The following is a 15076-nucleotide window of genomic DNA, read 5'->3' as shown; positions in this document are numbered from 1 at the left end:
CGGAATGAGCGAGCCTGTTGCCCCCACCATCGTCGTTGTCGGCAGCGGTCTCGCCGGCTTTGGCGTGCTGCGCGAACTGCGCCGGCTCTCGCCGGAAGCGCGCCTGGTCATGGTCACGCTTGAGGATGGTCACTTCTATTCCAAGCCCGCGCTGTCGACCGCGCTGGCCAAGGGCAAGACCAGCGAAACGCTGGTAACCACACCTGCGGAAAAGATGATCGCCAACCTCAAGCTGGATGCCCGCATCGGGCGCGAGGCAGAGGCTATCGATCGGGCTGGCAAGGCCCTGCTGACCACCGGCGGGCCGATCCATTACGATGCCCTGATCCTGGCAACCGGTGCCGAACCGATCCGCCCGGCTATCGGCGGAGACGCCGCGCACCGTGCCATTTCGGTCAACCAGCTGGAACACTACGATCGGTTTCGCAAGGAACTGCCCGAAGGCGCGCGTGTGCTGATCATGGGTGCAGGCCTTGTGGGAACCGAATTCGCCAATGACCTGGTGACCAACGGTTACAAGCCGATCGTGGTCGATATGCTGGGCCAGCCACTGGCGCAGCTTGTGCCGCCCGCAGTGGGAGAGACGGTGCAGGAAACCCTTCAGGATAGCGGCGTCGAATGGCAGCTGGGCCGCAAGGTCGAGGCAATCGATTACCGGCACACGGAACGCGGATATGTTGCCACGCTGGACGATGGCACGCGGATAGAAGCCGATATCGTTCTTTCCGCAGTGGGCCTTCGCCCGAACGTGAAGCTGGCGCAGGAAGCCGGCCTCGACATCGGGCGCGGGATCAAGATCAATGAATTTGGCCAGACCAGCGACCCCGATATCTATGCAATTGGCGACTGCGCCGAATATCCCAATGGCCTGGCTGCCTATGTCACGCCGATCATGGCGGCTGCGCGCGGTATCGCGCCCAGCGCGCTGGGCACGCCCACGCCGATCAAGTTCCCGCCGCTTTCGGTGCAGGTCAAGACCACGCTTTGCCCCATCAACCTGTTGCCGCCAGCCGCGGCCATCCAGGGCGAATGGCGCGAGGTGGAAAGCGATAGCAAGGGCGCCAAGCACCTGTTCGTCGACAACGACAACAAGATCCAGGGCTACGTCCTGACCCGGGAAAAATGCGAAGAACGCATGGAAATGGATAGAATGGTGGGGGAAGCAGCATGAGCGGATTGCTCGAAGGCAAGGTGGCAATCGTAACCGGCGGGGCAAAGGGCCTTGGCTATGGCATTTCGCGGCGCATGGCCGGCGAAGGCGCTTCGCTGCTGATCACCGGGCGCGATGGCGCGGCCACGGAAAAAGTTGCGAAGGAAATCCGCGAGGAATTCGGCACCAAGGCTGTCGGCATGTCGGCTGACATGGCGGTGAAGGAACAGGTCGAGGCGATGGTGCAGCGCGCTGTCGATGAATTCGGCGGTCTCGATACGCTTGTCACCAATGCTTCCAGCCTTTCGGACAATGTCCTGCTTGAACACAAGACCGACGAGATGCTCGATGCCACGCTGAAGATGGGCGTTTGGGGAACATGGTGGGCAATGCGCGCCGCCCTGCCCCACATGAAAAAGCGCGGCGGTGGCTCTGTAATCAATTTCTATTCAATCGATGCCGATACCGGTGCCTGGCTGCACAGCGATTACAACATCAACAAGATGGGCATCCTGGGCCTTACCCGCAGCGCCGCAGTGGAATGGGGCCGCTTCAACATTCGCGTGAACGCCATTGCGCCCACCGGGCTGGGCCAGGTGTTCGCGAGGCTGGTGGAAGAAGTACCCGGCTTCCTGGAGAAGGCAACGGCCAACAACCCGCTCAAGCGCGCGGGCGATCCGGAAAAGGATATCGGCCCGGTCGTGGTGTTCCTGGCTTCGGAAATGTCGGCTTTCATCACTGGCGAAATGATCAATGTCGATGGCGGGCAAAACCTGCCCGGCTACGTCAGCATCCCGCACAATCTCGAAGAACTTGAGAAGGGCGCGACATGAAATTCCAGCCTGACCTGATCCAGGGGCAAGAGGTGAGCGAGGATTTCATCTCCTCCCCCAGCGTCATCAAGATCCTGTCAGGAGCGCTTGATGCCATCGCGGAACGCGGTGTGCGCCGGCTTTCCATGAGCGACATCATCGAAGCCAGCGGTGTATCGCGTGGCACCATGTATCGCTATTTCTCAAACAAGGAAGATGTCCTTGCAGCAGTTGCGGAATTCGTTTGCACCGGGTTTGAAACCGGCGTGCGCGAGGCAGCCGAGAACATCGACGATCCGATAGAGCGGTTCCGCCAGGTCATGCTGTTCTATGCCCGTTATACCAACGAAAACTCACCCGATCGGGTTTTCGAGGTGGAGCCGCGCTTTCACCTCTCCTTCTTCCGCAGCCGCTTCGATCGCTACAAGGTTGCGGTCTACCTGGCGCTGGAACCCACATTCGAATACCTCGAAGCCAAGCTTGGCAAGAAGATCAATACAGAAGGCTTCGTGGAAGTGCTGGTTCGGCTTCAGCTGAGCACCCTGCTGGTGCCTGCTGATGATAACTGGTCCGCGCTGTGGAACGAGAGCGCTGATAATCTCGAAAACTGGGTGCTCGACCTGGCGCACCAATCTGCCTGAATAATCGAAAGGATGCATGAAATGGCTACTTTGGCAAAAGCTCCTGTTGAACAAGTTAGTGGTTGGGCGGACAAATCAGTCGCCGACAAGCTTGTTGCCCGCGCAAAGGAACTTCGCGGGTTTCTCTCCGAAAACGCACCCGAAGGGGAAAAACGCCGCAGTCCCACCGATGCGGTCGACAAGATGCTGAAGGAAGAAGGCTTCCTGCAGATGCTGGTTCCCCAGCGCCTGGGCGGCTTCGGTCTTTCCCCCACGGATTTCTGCCGCGTGCAGATGGAAATCGCCAAGGGCGACCCTGCGGTCAGCTGGGTCATCCAGATCATCAACGGCACCACCTGGGTAACCAGCCTTGCGCCCGACAGCGTGCAGGAAGCGGTTTTCGCCAATGGTCCGGAGCCGGTGTGTGGTGCCTACAACCCGCCGGGCAAGGCTCGCAAGGTTGATGGTGGCTGGATCATCAATGGGGCATGGCCCTACATGTCCGGCTCGCGCCAAGCGACATGGACCCAGCAGGGCGTGGTGTTGGAAGGCTACGATGGCCCCGTGGTTCCGGGTATCAGCATGTGCTACATCCCGATGAGCGAGTTCGAGATCAAGGATACCTGGTTTGTCAGCGGCATGCAGGGTACCGGGTCCGATACGGCGATCGCCGAGGATGTGTTCATTCCCGAAGGCCAGATGGTGCTGATTGACAAGCGCGCCGGACAGATCGATCCTACCAAGAAGCACTTCGGCGCCCCTTCCGATCTGATCCCGGCCGTGCCGATGGTGCGCACAACCGGTCTGGCCCAGCTGATCGGCGCGGTTGAGGCCATGCTTGAGATCGTTGCGGCGGAATCGGGCAAGCCGGTGCTGACCACCACGATCGGTCCGCGTACCGGTTCGGGTGCTTACATGCGCGATCTGGGTGAAGCAGCGGCGCTAATCGAAACTGCCAAGACCATTCTCTTCAGCCTTACCGCGAAACTTGACCGGGTGGGGCTTGGCGAAGAGTTCACTGCGGAAGAAAAGACGCAGCACCGCGCTGCCGGTGGGCAGATGGTGCAGTCGATCCACGCCGCCAGCGAATCCCTGATGTTCCAGGCCGGATCTTCGGGCTTCTCGCTGGAAAAGCCGATCAACCGCTACTGGCGCGATATCTCGATGGCGCTGCGGCACATCCAGAACATCCCCACGATCGGTTACGAGATCCAGGGCCGTGCGCTTGCCGGTGGCGATCCGATCGCCCCTCCGGGTTCGTACTAAGAAGACCTAGACACCGTCGATCAGGCGCGCGCGAAAGAATTCCAGTATTTCGTCGCGCGCCTGCGCGGTGGGCTGACCGGCCTCGTCGATCAGGTGCAGCGTAACCACGCTGTGCGGCGTCTTTAGCGGAGCATCGGGATTGGCGGCACTGTCCGGCAACACCGTGCCGACAAACCTGTCTCCCAGCGCCTTTTCGTAAGCCGCAAACTTTGTCGCAGGGCAGAAAGTATCGCCCTCGAAACGATAGCCCCTTACCGTCAGGTCTTCGTTCTCCAGGCGCTGTTTCACGCGGGCCAGTTCGTCCGGGTGGATCGCCAGACCGGCGGCATCGTGCATGGGTAGCGATGGCTGTGACAGGACGGGTGCAACCACTGCCTTCTCCAGCATCATGTGCAAGGCGAAATTGCCGGTAAAGCACATGCCGATCGCGCCTACGCCGTGGCCGCCGCACTCCTTGTGCGCAAGCGCCGCCAATGCTCGCAGCCACTGTGTCACCGGGCTAGATTTATTTGCTGCAAAAGCGCGGAATTCCCGGCTGATGCAGGTGCGTGCCAGCGTGACCATGGTGCCGGGAACACCTGGCATTACGCCATCCCTGCCGAACAGCGATGGCATGTAGACAGTAAGCCCGGCATCGCGCACCCAGCGGGCGAAACGCGCCACGTAGGGACTGATCCCCGGCATTTCCGACATGACGATTACCGCCGGCCCCTGGCCTGCAACATAGACGCGCCGGGTCTTGCCCAGCAGTTCGATCTCGCGATGTTCGAAATCTTCCAGCTTGTCGCGTTTGCTCGGGTCGAATGACGGCATCAGTTATCCCTCCTCTTGCTAGGCAATCAGGCATGCCGCTTCGAACGGCAATCTCGGGTTGCGCGGATAAAGGCTATCCTTGTCACCATAGCCCAGCGTGCAGATGAAATTGGCCTGCCAGCGCCCATCAGGAAAGAATTCCCGGTTGATCGCTTCTGCATCGAAGCCCGACATAGGCCCGCAATCCAGCCCGATCCCGCGTGCGGCGATGATCATGTAGGCCCCCTGCAACGGCACGTTGCGCGCCAGCAGATCGGCAATCACATCGTCCTTGCCGGCAAAGACCGATGCAAAATCGCGCGACGGGAAAAGCTTCGGCATTTCCTCGTAAAAGCGGGTGTCTGCCGCAACGATGGCTGTGACCGGCGCAGATTTCACCTTGGCCACGTTCCCTTCGTTCACGCAGCCCAGCAAGCGCTGCTTTGCTTCGCCGCTGGATACAAAGGCAAAGCGCGCGGGACAGGAATTTGCCGCCGTCGGCCCCCATTTCAGGTGGTCGTACAATTCCCGCAAGGTCGCCTCGCTTACGGGCTTTTCAGTGTAGCCGTTGAACGTTCGCGCTTCCGAAAAAACCGGATCGAGATTGGTCGCGCTCATGCTTTTCCCCTTGTGTTGCTGCCATGGTTTTCCCACCAGGCCATAAGCGACTTGATGGTGGGCTCCAGCTCTCTTGTGGCATCGGTCATGGTGTATTCCACGCGTGGCGGCACCTCGGCGAATACCTTGCGCGTTATCAGCCCGTCGGCCTCGAGTTCGCGCAACTGCTTGGTAAGCACGTGCTGCGAAACGCCAGCGATTGTCTTCTGCAATTCCCCGAAACGATGGGTGCGATGATACAGCAGCCAGAGAATCTCCAGCTTCCACTTGCCCGAAATCATCGTCAACGCGCGGCGCAGCGATTCATATTCGTGCGGGCTTACATCCCTGCTTTCGGGCCAATTTTCGGGCGATTGGTTGTCTATAGTCATCTCAAAGTGACTAACCCTCAGAAAGTAATCCTACTTGTTGGATTCGGGTGTAGGGCCTAGTCTGCGATTTGAAAACAGCAGTCAGGCTGGCCAGCACCCGGCAACCGGGCGGGCCTGCCGAATTGGGAGCCAAGAATGCAGAACGAATTGCCCGAGCCGACCATCCCGGCGCACGTCCCCGCCACCCTGGTGAAGCACTTTCCCTACATCTTTGGCACCACCACCACGCAGGAGCCGCATCTTGACTGGGCCCCGGCCATTCACACCGAAGGGCCTGACATCTTTTATGCGCCTCATGCCTATCCCGGCGGAAGCCCGGCCTGGGTGGTGCGGCGCATGGATCACCTGCGCGAAATCTATTTCGATACCGATACGTTCTCCAGCAAGGATTTCTCGCCATTTGCGAAGCTGATCGGTGAAAGTTGGATCAACACGCCGGTAGAGATTGATCCGCCCGAACACGCCAAATACCGCAAGATGGCCAATCCGCTGTTCACGCCAAAGGCCGTGTCGGCGCTGGATGAGAAGATCCGCCACTACGCAGTAAATTACGTGGAGGCCTTTCGCGCCAAGGGCGAATGTGAATTCATGTCCCAGTTCGCCTTCGAATTCCCGATCAAGGTGTTCCTCGAACTGATGGACTTCCCGCTCGAACACACGAAGCAGTTTCTCGAATGGGAATATGATCTGCTGCACGTGGCCGACATGGGCAAAATCGCGGCTGCAACCCGCAACGTGGTGGACTTCCTGCGCGAGCAGATCGAAGATCGCCGCAAGGCTCCGCGTGATGACATCATCAGCTATGCGCTGGATGTCGATGTCGATGGTGCGAAGCTGAACGATGACGAGCTTGTAGGCTTCTCGTTCAACCTGTTCATCGGCGGGCTCGACACCGTTTCCACCAACATGGGGCTGCAATTCACCCACCTGGCGCGCAACCACGAAGACCAGGATTTCCTGCGCAAGAACCCGGAGGAAATCCCCCATGCGATTGACGAGCTGATGCGGGCCTACGCCGCTGTCACCACCTTCCGCACTTGCACCAAGGAAACCGAATTCCACGGCGTTACCATGATGCCCGGCGACAAGGTGATGATGAGCACCACGCTGGCCGGGCGCGATCCGGCAGAGTTTGATAACCCCGGCAAGGTCGATTTCAGCCGCCGGCCCAGGCACGTCGCTTTCGGCTTCGGCCCGCACACCTGCATCGGCATGCACCTTGCCAAGCGCGAGATGCGCATCGCGCTGGAAGAATTCCTTGGCCGCATCCCGCAGTTCAGCATCAAGCCGGGGCACGACGTGGAATACCACCTTGGCATGATCCAGCCCGTCACCCTGCCGCTGGTTTGGGATATCTGACCGCGCTGGCGGCAATTGGTGAGGTGGCGATGAGCGAAGGCGAATTTTCCGGCAAGAGCGTGCTGGTGACAGGGGCGGCGTCCGGACTTGGCCGCGCCGCCAGCCTGCGGTTCGCGAAAGAAGGGGCACGTGTGTGCCTCGTCGATCTGAACAAGCAGGGGCTGCTGGAGACCGCCAAGCGCATCAGAGAGGCCGGCGGCGAATGCGTGGCGAACGATGGCGATCTGGCGAACCCCGTATTCTGCGCAAGCGCGGTGGCCATGGCGGTCGAAGCATTCGGCGGTCTTGACGTGCTGTGCAATGTGGCGGGCATCCTGCGCTTCCACGCGCTTGGCGATGTGACACCGGAAAACTGGAACAAGCTGTTCGGGGCGAATGTCACAGGACCATTCTTCATGATGCAGGCCGCCATGCCGCACCTGGCTGAAAGCAAGGGCAATGTGGTGAATGTGGTCTCCACCGCCGCCTTTGCCGGCCAAGCCTACACTGCCCCCTATGCCGCGACCAAGTCCGCGCTGCTGAGCCTGACAAAATCGCTGGCCATGGAATTCATGCATGCACCTGTGCGGATCAATGCCCTGGCACCGGGCGGCATGCTGACAGAAATGGTGAACGGGCTGGAATTCCCCGCCGATGCCGATCAGGCACTCATCGCGCGGTATATCGGACTGCGGCCACCTTCCCAGCCTGAAGACATCGTGGAGCCGCTGCTTTTCCTGGCATCGGACCGCGCCCGTTCGGTGCACGGTGCGTGCTACACCGCAGACAGCGGAATCACTGCCGGCTGACCCGTCCCGCTCCTTTCCTGCGATAGGTGTCGGCAAGCCGGCGCCTGGCTTTACCCGCGTCAAATCCGATCTTTGGACATCTACCCCCCGATGGCGGTATCCGGGGTCGGGAAATGGAGAAAGCTCACCCCCTGCAAAGGGAGAGCGGATTGGGAAGCGAAATGACTGCCAAATACGACGCCATGCTCGACCAGATGGTCAAGGATTACTCCCTTGTGACAAATGGCTATGCCGGAGCTGCTCCGGCCAACCCCTATCCCATGTTCGAGGAGAGGCGCGCGAAGTGCCCTGTTGCCCATGGGGACTTGCTGCAGGAAAACAGCATCCCCAGCATGGCTGACTATATGATGACGGGCCGTCCCGTCGTGACCTTGTACCGCTACAACGATATCCACTCTGTGCTCATGAATCCGCAGGACTGGCTCAGCCATATCGTGGGTGACGGGTTTGGCGCAGCGGTGGACAACATGCTTCTGACCGCAATGGATGGCAAGAGCACACCAAGTATCGCAAGACTCTGCAAAAGCCATTCATGCGCAGCCAGATCCGCAAGCTGATGGACACGCTGATCCGCCCGGTGGTGGTGAACGAATTCGTCAATCAGCTGCGCCCCAAGGGCAAAGCAGACCTGCTGCGCGAATTCGCCCTGCCCTTCCCCATTCGGGCGATGTACGCCTATTTCGGGTTCCCGCATAACGAGGATCTGCTGGGCAATCTGGCGAGCTGGGCAATCCAGGTGGTCGCAGCACCGCAGACCGACCCGGAAGTGGTCAAGATCACCATCCCGCAATCGATGGTGGCGGGCCAGTCCATGTACGAGACCCTGATGCCGATCGTGCAGCAGTATCGGGCGCGCGGGGAAATGCGCAACGACATCCTCGGCTACATGATGACGACAGAGCATGAGGGCGAGAAGTTCAGCGATGAAGACATCGCCAATTTCATCCGCATGCTACTGTTGGCCGCAGGCGAAACCACAACCCGCAGCTTCGCCAACATGATGGTGCAGTTGCTGGAAGAACCTGAGGTGTTGGAGGAAGTGCGCCAGGATCGCAGCCTGGTGCCCAAGGCGGTGATGGAAACGATGCGCCGCGATCCCACTGCCGGCGCCGTTGCCCGCATTGCCGCGCGCGACATGGAAGTGGGCGACATGACCATTCCCAAGGGCACTGCCGTGCTGTGTTCCATCGCCTCTGCCAACCGCGATCCGGAAGTCTACGAAGATCCCGATCGCCTGTGGCTCAAGCGCCCGATGCGGCCGCTGCTCAGCTTCGGGTTCGGCCCGCATATGTGCATGGGCATGCACATGGCGCTGACGGAAATGGAAGTGGCGCTGGAAGAAATTCTCGAACTTCCCAACCTGCGCTTCGATCCGGACTATCCCAAGCCCGAGATCCGCGGCCTCAACATGCGCGGCCCCGATGCCCTGCATGTGTTGTGGGATGCAGACTGAAGGTCAACGCACACCGGGAAGCAATAAGACGAAGGGGGGGACAGGGCCGGTGACCAATCACAGGGCATGGCGTTCAGGGCTTCTGGTGGGGCTTGCCGTCCTACTCGGCTCCGCACCGCTGACCGGACAGGATCTCGACCGCACCATCCTGCCCATTCCCACGCCGGAATACCAAGGCACCATCGCGCCTTCGCTGGACGATGCCGTGCCCTATTGGCCTCCGCTTGTGCAGGCCCCAGCGGATGCGCCCAACGTGTTGCTGGTGATGACAGACGATGTGGGGTTTGGTGCAGCCAGCACCTTTGGCGGCCCGGTGCCTACGCCCAACCTTGATCGGCTGGCGCAGCGCGGCACGATCTACAACAACTTCCACACCACGGCCATGTGTTCCCCCACCCACGCGGCGCTGTTGACCGGGCGCAACCACCACGCGGTGGGCACCGGCGCGCTGACCAATGTCGCGATGGGCTTCCCCGGTTATGACGGCATAATTCCGCCCGAGTCCGCCACCATCGGACGCATTCTGCAAGGCAATGGCTACGCCACCGCATGGATCGGCAAGGATCACAACGTCCCCAACGAGGATACGCACGAAGCCGGTCCCTACGCCCACTGGCCAACCAACAAGGGCTTCGATGAATTCTACGGTTTCATCGGGTCGGAAACCGACCAGTTCCGCCCCACGCTGTTCCACGGCACCAGCCGGGTGATGCTGGACGATACGGACGCGGATTACATCCTTGATCGCGATCTTGCCGATCACGCCATAGACTGGCTGCGCCAGCTTGATGCCGATCACCCGGAACGGCCATTCTTCCTTTACTACGCCACCGGTTCCGCCCATGCGCCGCAGCAGGCACCCGCAGACTGGATCGCCAGATTTCGCGGACAGTTCGACCGGGGTTGGGACGCGGTTCGCGAAGAAACATATCGCCGCCAGCTGGCACGCGGGATCATCCCGCCCGGTACGCTGATATCGCCCCGACCCGATGTGATCCCGGCGTGGGAGAGCCTGTTGCCTGATCGCCAGCGGCTCTATGCCCGCTACATGGAGGTTTTCGCGGCCCAGCTGGCCTACCAGGATGATCAGTTCGGACGCATCCTCGATGAACTCGAGGCGAGCGGAGAGATCGACAACACGATTATCGTCTTCGTGCAAGGTGACAATGGTGCCAGCGCCGAAGGCGGGCCGGAAGGTAGCCTGAATGAACTGATGGTTGTGATCGGCCAGCCCGATCAGGATTTTGAGGAACAGCTTTCCAATATCGATCGCATGGGAGGGCTGGATACCTATCAGGTCTATCCCGCAGGTTGGGCATGGGCGACGAACGCGCCCTTCCCGCTGTTCAAGCAGATTGCATCGCACCTTGGCGGAACCCGCAACGGGCTGGTCATTTCGTGGCCGCAGAGCATCGTCGATGGCGCGGCAATCCGCAGCCAGTTTCACCATATAATCGATATCGCGCCCACCCTGCTGGATATCATCGGCATACCCCAGCCACACGTGGTGGATGGATTGAACCAGGATCCGTTCGACGGGATCAGCATGGCCTACACCTTTGCAAATCCCGCAGCACGCGATCGCCGCAACACCCAATATTTCGAGCTGCTTGGCAACCGGGCAATCTACCACGATGGGTGGATGGCATCGACCAACCCCGGCCGCATGCCATGGCAGAACCGCTCTTCGGTGGAACCGGCGGAATTCAGCTGGTCGCTTTACAATCTACGCGAAGACTTTTCCCAGACAACAGACGTTGCCGCGCAGTATCCTGACCGGCTGCGCGACTTGCAGGCGCTTTTCGATGAACAGGCCCGCCTGTATGACGTCTATCCGCTGCGCAGCGATCTTGATGCGCGCATTTCGGCACGGCTGCGCCGACCAATCCCGCCGCGCAGCGAGTATCGCTATCGCGGCAACCGGGTGCAGATCGCCTGGTCGGAACAGCCGCGCCTTGCTGGGGCCTTCACGGTCGCTGTGCGTTATGCCGCTGGTGATGGCGCGCTTAACGGTGCCTTCATGGCGACCGGCAGCAGGCTGGCCGGGTGGGCCTTCGCTGTAGAAGACGGCGTGCCGCTGGTGATCCACAACGCATCGAGCTCGCGCAACGACCAGTTCGTAATCCGCGCAGGCGAGCCGCTTGGGTCAGACGATGCCGAGGTGCGCTTTACCTTCGTGCCCGACGATGCGCAGCTACTGTTGCTCTGCCACCTGAAAACTGGACCATTTCTGGTTAGAGTTTTCCGCCGTAGACATCCTTGGCTGGACAAGGAGTTTTGGCATGAAAGCTTCGAAGTTCACGGACGCACAGAAGGCGTTCGTCATCAAGCAGGGTGAGGAAGGAACGCCGGTGGCGGAGATCTGCCGCAAGGCAGGGATCAGCCAGGCGACTTACTTCAACTGGAAGAAGAAATACGCAGGGCTGATGCCGTCTGAGATGCGGCGGCTGCGCGAGCTGGAAGACGAGAACGGACGGTTGAAGAAGATCGTCGCCGACCTGACACTGGATCGCGAGATGTTGCAGGACGTCATCCGCCGAAAGCTCTGAGGCCGGATCGGAAGCGCGAGCTGGTCGACGGGATGCTGGCGGACTGGGGCGTGTCGATCCGGAGGGCCTGCCGGGCTCTGCCGTTCGACACTTCCAGTTATCACTACCAGTCCCGCCGAACCGATCCGGCCTTTCTGAAGAAGCGTATCAAGGAGATCTGCGAGACGCATGTGCGCTATGGCTACCGGCGTGTGTATTACATCCTGCGCCGGGATGGTTGGGCTGTGAACATGAAGAAGGTCTACAGACTTTACGGGGAGTTGGGCCTGCAGCTGCGGAACAAGACGCCCAAGCGTCGAGTGAAGGCGAAGTTGCGCGAGGATCGTGCACCGGCGATCAGACCGAACGATGTCTGGGCGATGGACTTTGTGCACGACCAGCTGGCGACTGGGCGCAAGCTGCGCATCCTGACGGTGGTCGACACGTTCTCGCGGCTATCGCCGGTGATCGATCCCCGGTTCAGTTACCGTGGCGAAGACGTGGTTGCCACACTGGATCATGCCTGCCGGAAGATCGGCTACCCCAAGACGATCAGGGTGGACAATGGCAGCGAGTTTATCTCTCGGGACATGGATCTGTGGGCCTATCAGCGCGGTGTGATCCTGGACTTCTCCCGCCCTGGCAAGCCCACAGACAATGCGTTCATCGAGGCGTTCAACAGCAAGCTGCGCAGCGAGTGCCTGAACGCTCATTGGTTCCTGAACCTGCAAGACGCTTGCGAAAAGCTGGAGGCCTGGCGTAGACACTACAACGAAGAACGACCGCACAGCGCGATCGGGAATATCCCCCCGATCATGCTGGCAAACTCAGCCGGTGAAACCAGCCCACCGGATCTGGGAAAGGCGGAAAACTCCAGACCCGAGTGGTCCGACGTTGGGTAGCAGTGCAGAAGGTGCGAGACTCTACCTCTGAATGGTAACAATCAGGGGAGCACGTCACTGTCAGCGGGCACGATGCAAATTCATGCAGGCGATCGTCTCATCGGCAGCGGTCGCATCGAACGGGTAAGTTTCCTCACCATGGGCCCTGGCGAGACGATGGATATCGGCAACGATACCGGTCGCCGCGTAATGGAATATCCCGCCGGTCCGGAATTTTCGGGTCAGATCGACGAAGTAATCATCGGAAGAGGTAACTGATCCTCCTCTGATCGAAAACCAGATGAAACGATCGGGTTAAGCCGCAGAAAGTCCGCTGTGGCTGGCCTAATCGTCGTTCAGGCTAAAACCGATTTTCAGCATCACCTGATAACCATCAATTGTCTGATCTGAGATTGCGCCGCGAAGTTCGGTGACCTGAAACCACTGCAATCCTTCGATAGTTTCAGAAGCCCGACTGATTGCGCCCTGTATGGCATCTTCAACGCTCGTCTCGGACGTCCCGACAACCTCGATAACTTTTGCGACATGGTTCATTTTAGTGGCCTCGTGATTTGCTTCACAAACTAAGGACCGCCGAGATGTAAGTTGGTTCCTAATCCTCACGATTTGAGTGGACACGTTTTTGACTTTGAATTGAGAAGTCTCCCTACTCGAACTGTCTTTTCAATCAGTGAGTTGCCTTACACTATCCTTCGCAGATAATCATCGTCGTCACCTGCGATCCAGCTTTCGATCTCATCCTCATGCCAAGCGACAAGGAAGCTGCCCAAGCGAACCGATTTCGGAAATTTTCCCTGATTCATCCATCGGTAAATCGTCGAGCGTCCGAGACCTGTACGATACTGGACCTCCTTTATACGAATAAGGCGCGAAGGCCGTTTCGGACCATCGCGATCGAACTCCCATTCTTTAGACATTCGACACCTCTTGCTCACGGCTGAGGAAACTTTCAAGAAACTGGTCCTTGCGCTCGAGTTCAGTAATGTGATCGGAAAGCATCTTTGCCATCCGGTAGGCTGTTCCCTTCGCCCAGCGCGGTTTAACGTCGGCAACTTGCTCACCCAAGGATCGCTGCAGTGCTTCCGGAAATTCCACACTGAACTCGTCGAAGAATTCAGCCAAGTCGGAGCGCAACCAGTCAATCGCCTGATCTGAACCGCAGACAAGGAACAGAAAAAGATGAGCACGAGGCGCAGTACGGCTTGCCTCAAGGATGCGCAGCGCCTCGCCCAGTGTCGCCGCGCGATCACCTTGTAGCACTCGCCGAAAGGCGTCCTTGTGCAGTCCAGCATCGGCCGCGATTTCGCGTTTCGCGCGCCCGCTCGCCTCGACTGCAGCGGTTAGCAAACGCCCCAGTCCTGCCCTTATTCGCTTTTCTGAAAACTCTGCTCCGTCAGCCACGGACGAATTCCTTTCGCATTCCTCTTCGGTTCGAATCGAGAGATAAAGCGAAGGAGAGATGTAGGAAAACGAAAAGAACAATTGAGGAACACATAGGAGCGAACGAATCGCTGTGCGGCGATGATTCGCGCAGAATCCGGTCGCCAAATCGCAAAATCCGGTAGCCTCCGCGCCGAACCCGGTCGTCCCCGCGCATAGTCCCACCCTGCTGGCGCAAGATCCGGCCTTGCTCACGCAAATTGTCGCTTTTTGCTTGGTCAGAAGCCGCAATTGCGCGCCGCCCCATTTCCTACATCACCGCTCCGGTTGAAGGAAAGAACATACAGCGAACACGAAAGCTCGCTGTTGTCGATCTACCAACCGGAGTTTTCCTTCATGACCACCAAGAACCTGACCCGTTCCGCCCCGCGGATGCGCGACTACATGGTACCCGCCGCGCTGGCGCTCGCCATCGCCGGTGCCGCCTATGCAGGCGCCGACACGACCTTCGATCCGGCGCTCACCATGTTCACCGATTTCCTCGAAGGCTCGGGCGGCAAGATCATCACCGTTCTGTCGCTCGCAGGCGGACTGATTGCGCTCGCTTCGGGCCGGTTCGCGCTCGGCCAGGTTGCTGTGCCCGTCGGCGTCGGGATCGGTGTCGGCACCGGCGTACCGATCGTCACTTCTGTCGTGACTGCGGTCATCTGACGCGTTCCTCGCGGTTCACGACAGGGAGGGCGGCATGGCCGACAGGTATATTGTTCCACGGCGGCTCGACGATCCGGAGCTTATCGGTTTCTGGACCGTGGATGAATTCGCGGGGATGCTGATCCCCTTCGCCTGGGGCATCCTTACGCAGCACATCATCATCGGCACTGGCCTTTCGGTCATAGCCTGGTTCGGCCTGCGGAAGGCGAAGTCAGGTAACAAGGGCGCGAAGCTGGTGCATGCTGCATACTGGTACCTGCCGGGATCATTCCTCGGGCTGAAAGCCACGCCGCCCTCCCATTGCCGCCTGCTTGCAGGCTGACGGG

General features: G+C 59.7%; 19 protein-coding genes. 13 read left to right on the top strand and 6 right to left on the bottom strand.

Annotated elements, in window-relative coordinates:
- Positions 1-4: 4 nt before the first annotated feature.
- Genes K4G67_RS12195 through K4G67_RS12180 form a run of 4 tightly spaced genes read left to right on the top strand, consistent with a single transcriptional unit; the run spans position 5 to position 3848 of the window.
- Positions 5-1171 carry an NAD(P)/FAD-dependent oxidoreductase gene (locus tag K4G67_RS12195; RefSeq protein ID WP_239806635.1) on the top strand — a complete coding sequence of 389 codons (1167 nt, stop codon included), beginning with the start codon at positions 5-7 and terminating at the stop codon, positions 1169-1171.
- Positions 1168-1983, top strand: a complete 816-nt coding sequence (locus tag K4G67_RS12190) for an SDR family NAD(P)-dependent oxidoreductase (protein ID WP_239806634.1) — start codon at positions 1168-1170, stop codon at positions 1981-1983. Before K4G67_RS12195 ends, K4G67_RS12190 begins: the two co-directional genes overlap by 4 nt.
- Positions 1980-2603 (top strand): TetR/AcrR family transcriptional regulator, encoded by a 624-nt coding sequence (locus K4G67_RS12185; protein ID WP_239806633.1) that lies wholly within the window; start codon positions 1980-1982, stop codon positions 2601-2603. Before K4G67_RS12190 ends, K4G67_RS12185 begins: the two co-directional genes overlap by 4 nt.
- 21 nt (positions 2604-2624) lie before the next feature.
- Positions 2625-3848 (top strand): acyl-CoA dehydrogenase family protein, encoded by a 1224-nt coding sequence (locus K4G67_RS12180; RefSeq protein ID WP_239806632.1) that lies wholly within the window; start codon positions 2625-2627, stop codon positions 3846-3848.
- A gap of 6 nt (positions 3849-3854) precedes the next feature.
- Here the strand turns inward: K4G67_RS12180 and K4G67_RS12175 are convergent, their stop codons facing one another.
- The 3 genes from K4G67_RS12175 to K4G67_RS12165 are packed head-to-tail and all read right to left on the bottom strand — an operon-like array spanning position 3855 to position 5629.
- Positions 3855-4661 carry a dienelactone hydrolase family protein gene (locus K4G67_RS12175; protein WP_239806631.1) on the bottom strand — a complete coding sequence of 269 codons (807 nt, stop codon included), beginning with the start codon at positions 4659-4661 and terminating at the stop codon, positions 3855-3857.
- Positions 4662-4679: 18 nt separating this feature from the next.
- Entirely contained in the window at positions 4680-5258 is a 579-nt protein-coding gene (locus K4G67_RS12170; protein WP_239806630.1) for a malonic semialdehyde reductase, read from the bottom strand.
- The gene (locus K4G67_RS12165; protein ID WP_239806629.1) at positions 5255-5629 is read right to left on the bottom strand and encodes a winged helix-turn-helix transcriptional regulator; all 375 of its coding nucleotides are present in this window, start codon (positions 5627-5629) and stop codon (positions 5255-5257) included. The genes K4G67_RS12170 and K4G67_RS12165 overlap by 4 nt, the downstream gene beginning before the upstream one ends.
- 135 nt (positions 5630-5764) lie before the next feature.
- On the opposite strand from K4G67_RS12165, the gene K4G67_RS12160 reads away from it, so the two are divergent.
- The 7 genes from K4G67_RS12160 to K4G67_RS12130 all read left to right on the top strand — a co-directional run bounded on the left by K4G67_RS12160 (position 5765) and on the right by K4G67_RS12130 (position 12917).
- A complete protein-coding gene (locus K4G67_RS12160; protein WP_239806628.1) occupies positions 5765-6988 on the top strand; it encodes a cytochrome P450 in 1224 nt (407 codons plus the stop codon).
- Positions 6976-7776 carry an SDR family NAD(P)-dependent oxidoreductase gene (locus tag K4G67_RS12155; protein ID WP_239806627.1) on the top strand — a complete coding sequence of 267 codons (801 nt, stop codon included), beginning with the start codon at positions 6976-6978 and terminating at the stop codon, positions 7774-7776. The genes K4G67_RS12160 and K4G67_RS12155 overlap by 13 nt, the downstream gene beginning before the upstream one ends.
- A 161-nt stretch (positions 7777-7937) precedes the next feature.
- Positions 7938-8333 (top strand): hypothetical protein, encoded by a 396-nt coding sequence (locus K4G67_RS12150; RefSeq protein ID WP_239806626.1) that lies wholly within the window; start codon positions 7938-7940, stop codon positions 8331-8333.
- Complete coding sequence (locus tag K4G67_RS12145) at positions 8309-9229, top strand: cytochrome P450 (protein WP_239806625.1); 921 nt, start codon at positions 8309-8311, stop codon at positions 9227-9229. The genes K4G67_RS12150 and K4G67_RS12145 overlap by 25 nt, the downstream gene beginning before the upstream one ends.
- A gap of 49 nt (positions 9230-9278) precedes the next feature.
- Entirely contained in the window at positions 9279-11567 is a 2289-nt protein-coding gene (locus K4G67_RS12140) for an arylsulfatase (RefSeq protein WP_239806624.1), read from the top strand.
- Positions 11512-12659, top strand: a protein-coding gene (locus tag K4G67_RS12135; RefSeq protein ID WP_420830032.1) for an IS3 family transposase whose coding sequence is annotated in 2 segments (ribosomal slippage) — positions 11512-11764 and positions 11764-12659 — 1149 coding nt in all. Because the reading frame shifts where the segments join, the coding sequence is not laid out codon by codon here. The genes K4G67_RS12140 and K4G67_RS12135 overlap by 56 nt, the downstream gene beginning before the upstream one ends.
- A gap of 72 nt (positions 12660-12731) precedes the next feature.
- Entirely contained in the window at positions 12732-12917 is a 186-nt protein-coding gene (locus K4G67_RS12130; RefSeq protein WP_239806622.1) for a hypothetical protein, read from the top strand.
- Between the two features lie 66 nt (positions 12918-12983).
- Here K4G67_RS12130 and K4G67_RS12125 read toward each other — a convergent pair whose 3' ends face one another.
- The 3 genes from K4G67_RS12125 to K4G67_RS12115 form a co-directional block, all read right to left on the bottom strand.
- Positions 12984-13193 (bottom strand): dodecin, encoded by a 210-nt coding sequence (locus K4G67_RS12125; protein WP_239806621.1) that lies wholly within the window; start codon positions 13191-13193, stop codon positions 12984-12986.
- Positions 13194-13339: 146 nt separating this feature from the next.
- Positions 13340-13576 (bottom strand): helix-turn-helix transcriptional regulator, encoded by a 237-nt coding sequence (locus tag K4G67_RS12120; RefSeq protein WP_239806620.1) that lies wholly within the window; start codon positions 13574-13576, stop codon positions 13340-13342.
- Positions 13569-14060 carry a hypothetical protein gene (locus K4G67_RS12115; RefSeq protein WP_239806619.1) on the bottom strand — a complete coding sequence of 164 codons (492 nt, stop codon included), beginning with the start codon at positions 14058-14060 and terminating at the stop codon, positions 13569-13571. The genes K4G67_RS12120 and K4G67_RS12115 overlap by 8 nt, the downstream gene beginning before the upstream one ends.
- Positions 14061-14471: 411 nt before the next feature.
- On the opposite strand from K4G67_RS12115, the gene K4G67_RS12110 reads away from it, so the two are divergent.
- Both K4G67_RS12110 and traL read left to right on the top strand, forming a co-directional pair.
- The gene (locus K4G67_RS12110; protein WP_420830038.1) at positions 14472-14750 is read left to right on the top strand and encodes a hypothetical protein; all 279 of its coding nucleotides are present in this window, start codon (positions 14472-14474) and stop codon (positions 14748-14750) included.
- A 34-nt stretch (positions 14751-14784) separates the two neighbouring features.
- Positions 14785-15072 (top strand): type IV conjugative transfer system protein TraL, encoded by a 288-nt coding sequence (gene traL, locus K4G67_RS12105; protein WP_119585960.1) that lies wholly within the window; start codon positions 14785-14787, stop codon positions 15070-15072.
- Positions 15073-15076 lie beyond the last annotated feature (4 nt).

Source organism: Croceicoccus hydrothermalis, from assembly GCF_022378335.1.
GTDB classification, from domain to species: domain Bacteria; phylum Pseudomonadota; class Alphaproteobacteria; order Sphingomonadales; family Sphingomonadaceae; genus Croceicoccus; species Croceicoccus hydrothermalis.
Note: the sequence above shows the minus strand (reverse complement) of the source record. Positions and strands in the feature narration are given on the sequence as shown.

Bases quoted from the DNA above. Each gene is read 5' to 3' on its own strand.
- K4G67_RS12195 (WP_239806635.1), top strand. From the start codon at position 5: ATGAGCGAGCCTGTTGCCCCCACCATCGTCGTTGTCGGCAGCGGTCTC.
- K4G67_RS12190 (WP_239806634.1), top strand. From the start codon at position 1,168: ATGAGCGGATTGCTCGAAGGCAAGGTGGCAATCGTAACCGGCGGGGCA.
- K4G67_RS12185 (WP_239806633.1), top strand. From the start codon at position 1,980: ATGAAATTCCAGCCTGACCTGATCCAGGGGCAAGAGGTGAGCGAGGAT.
- K4G67_RS12180 (WP_239806632.1), top strand. From the start codon at position 2,625: ATGGCTACTTTGGCAAAAGCTCCTGTTGAACAAGTTAGTGGTTGGGCG.
- K4G67_RS12175 (WP_239806631.1), bottom strand. From the start codon at position 4,661: ATGCCGTCATTCGACCCGAGCAAACGCGACAAGCTGGAAGATTTCGAA.
- K4G67_RS12170 (WP_239806630.1), bottom strand. From the start codon at position 5,258: ATGAGCGCGACCAATCTCGATCCGGTTTTTTCGGAAGCGCGAACGTTC.
- K4G67_RS12165 (WP_239806629.1), bottom strand. From the start codon at position 5,629: ATGACTATAGACAACCAATCGCCCGAAAATTGGCCCGAAAGCAGGGAT.
- K4G67_RS12160 (WP_239806628.1), top strand. From the start codon at position 5,765: ATGCAGAACGAATTGCCCGAGCCGACCATCCCGGCGCACGTCCCCGCC.
- K4G67_RS12150 (WP_239806626.1), top strand. From the start codon at position 7,938: ATGACTGCCAAATACGACGCCATGCTCGACCAGATGGTCAAGGATTAC.
- K4G67_RS12145 (WP_239806625.1), top strand. From the start codon at position 8,309: ATGCGCAGCCAGATCCGCAAGCTGATGGACACGCTGATCCGCCCGGTG.
- K4G67_RS12130 (WP_239806622.1), top strand. From the start codon at position 12,732: ATGCAAATTCATGCAGGCGATCGTCTCATCGGCAGCGGTCGCATCGAA.
- K4G67_RS12125 (WP_239806621.1), bottom strand. From the start codon at position 13,193: ATGAACCATGTCGCAAAAGTTATCGAGGTTGTCGGGACGTCCGAGACG.
- K4G67_RS12120 (WP_239806620.1), bottom strand. From the start codon at position 13,576: ATGTCTAAAGAATGGGAGTTCGATCGCGATGGTCCGAAACGGCCTTCG.
- K4G67_RS12110 (WP_420830038.1), top strand. From the start codon at position 14,472: ATGCGCGACTACATGGTACCCGCCGCGCTGGCGCTCGCCATCGCCGGT.
- traL (WP_119585960.1), top strand. From the start codon at position 14,785: ATGGCCGACAGGTATATTGTTCCACGGCGGCTCGACGATCCGGAGCTT.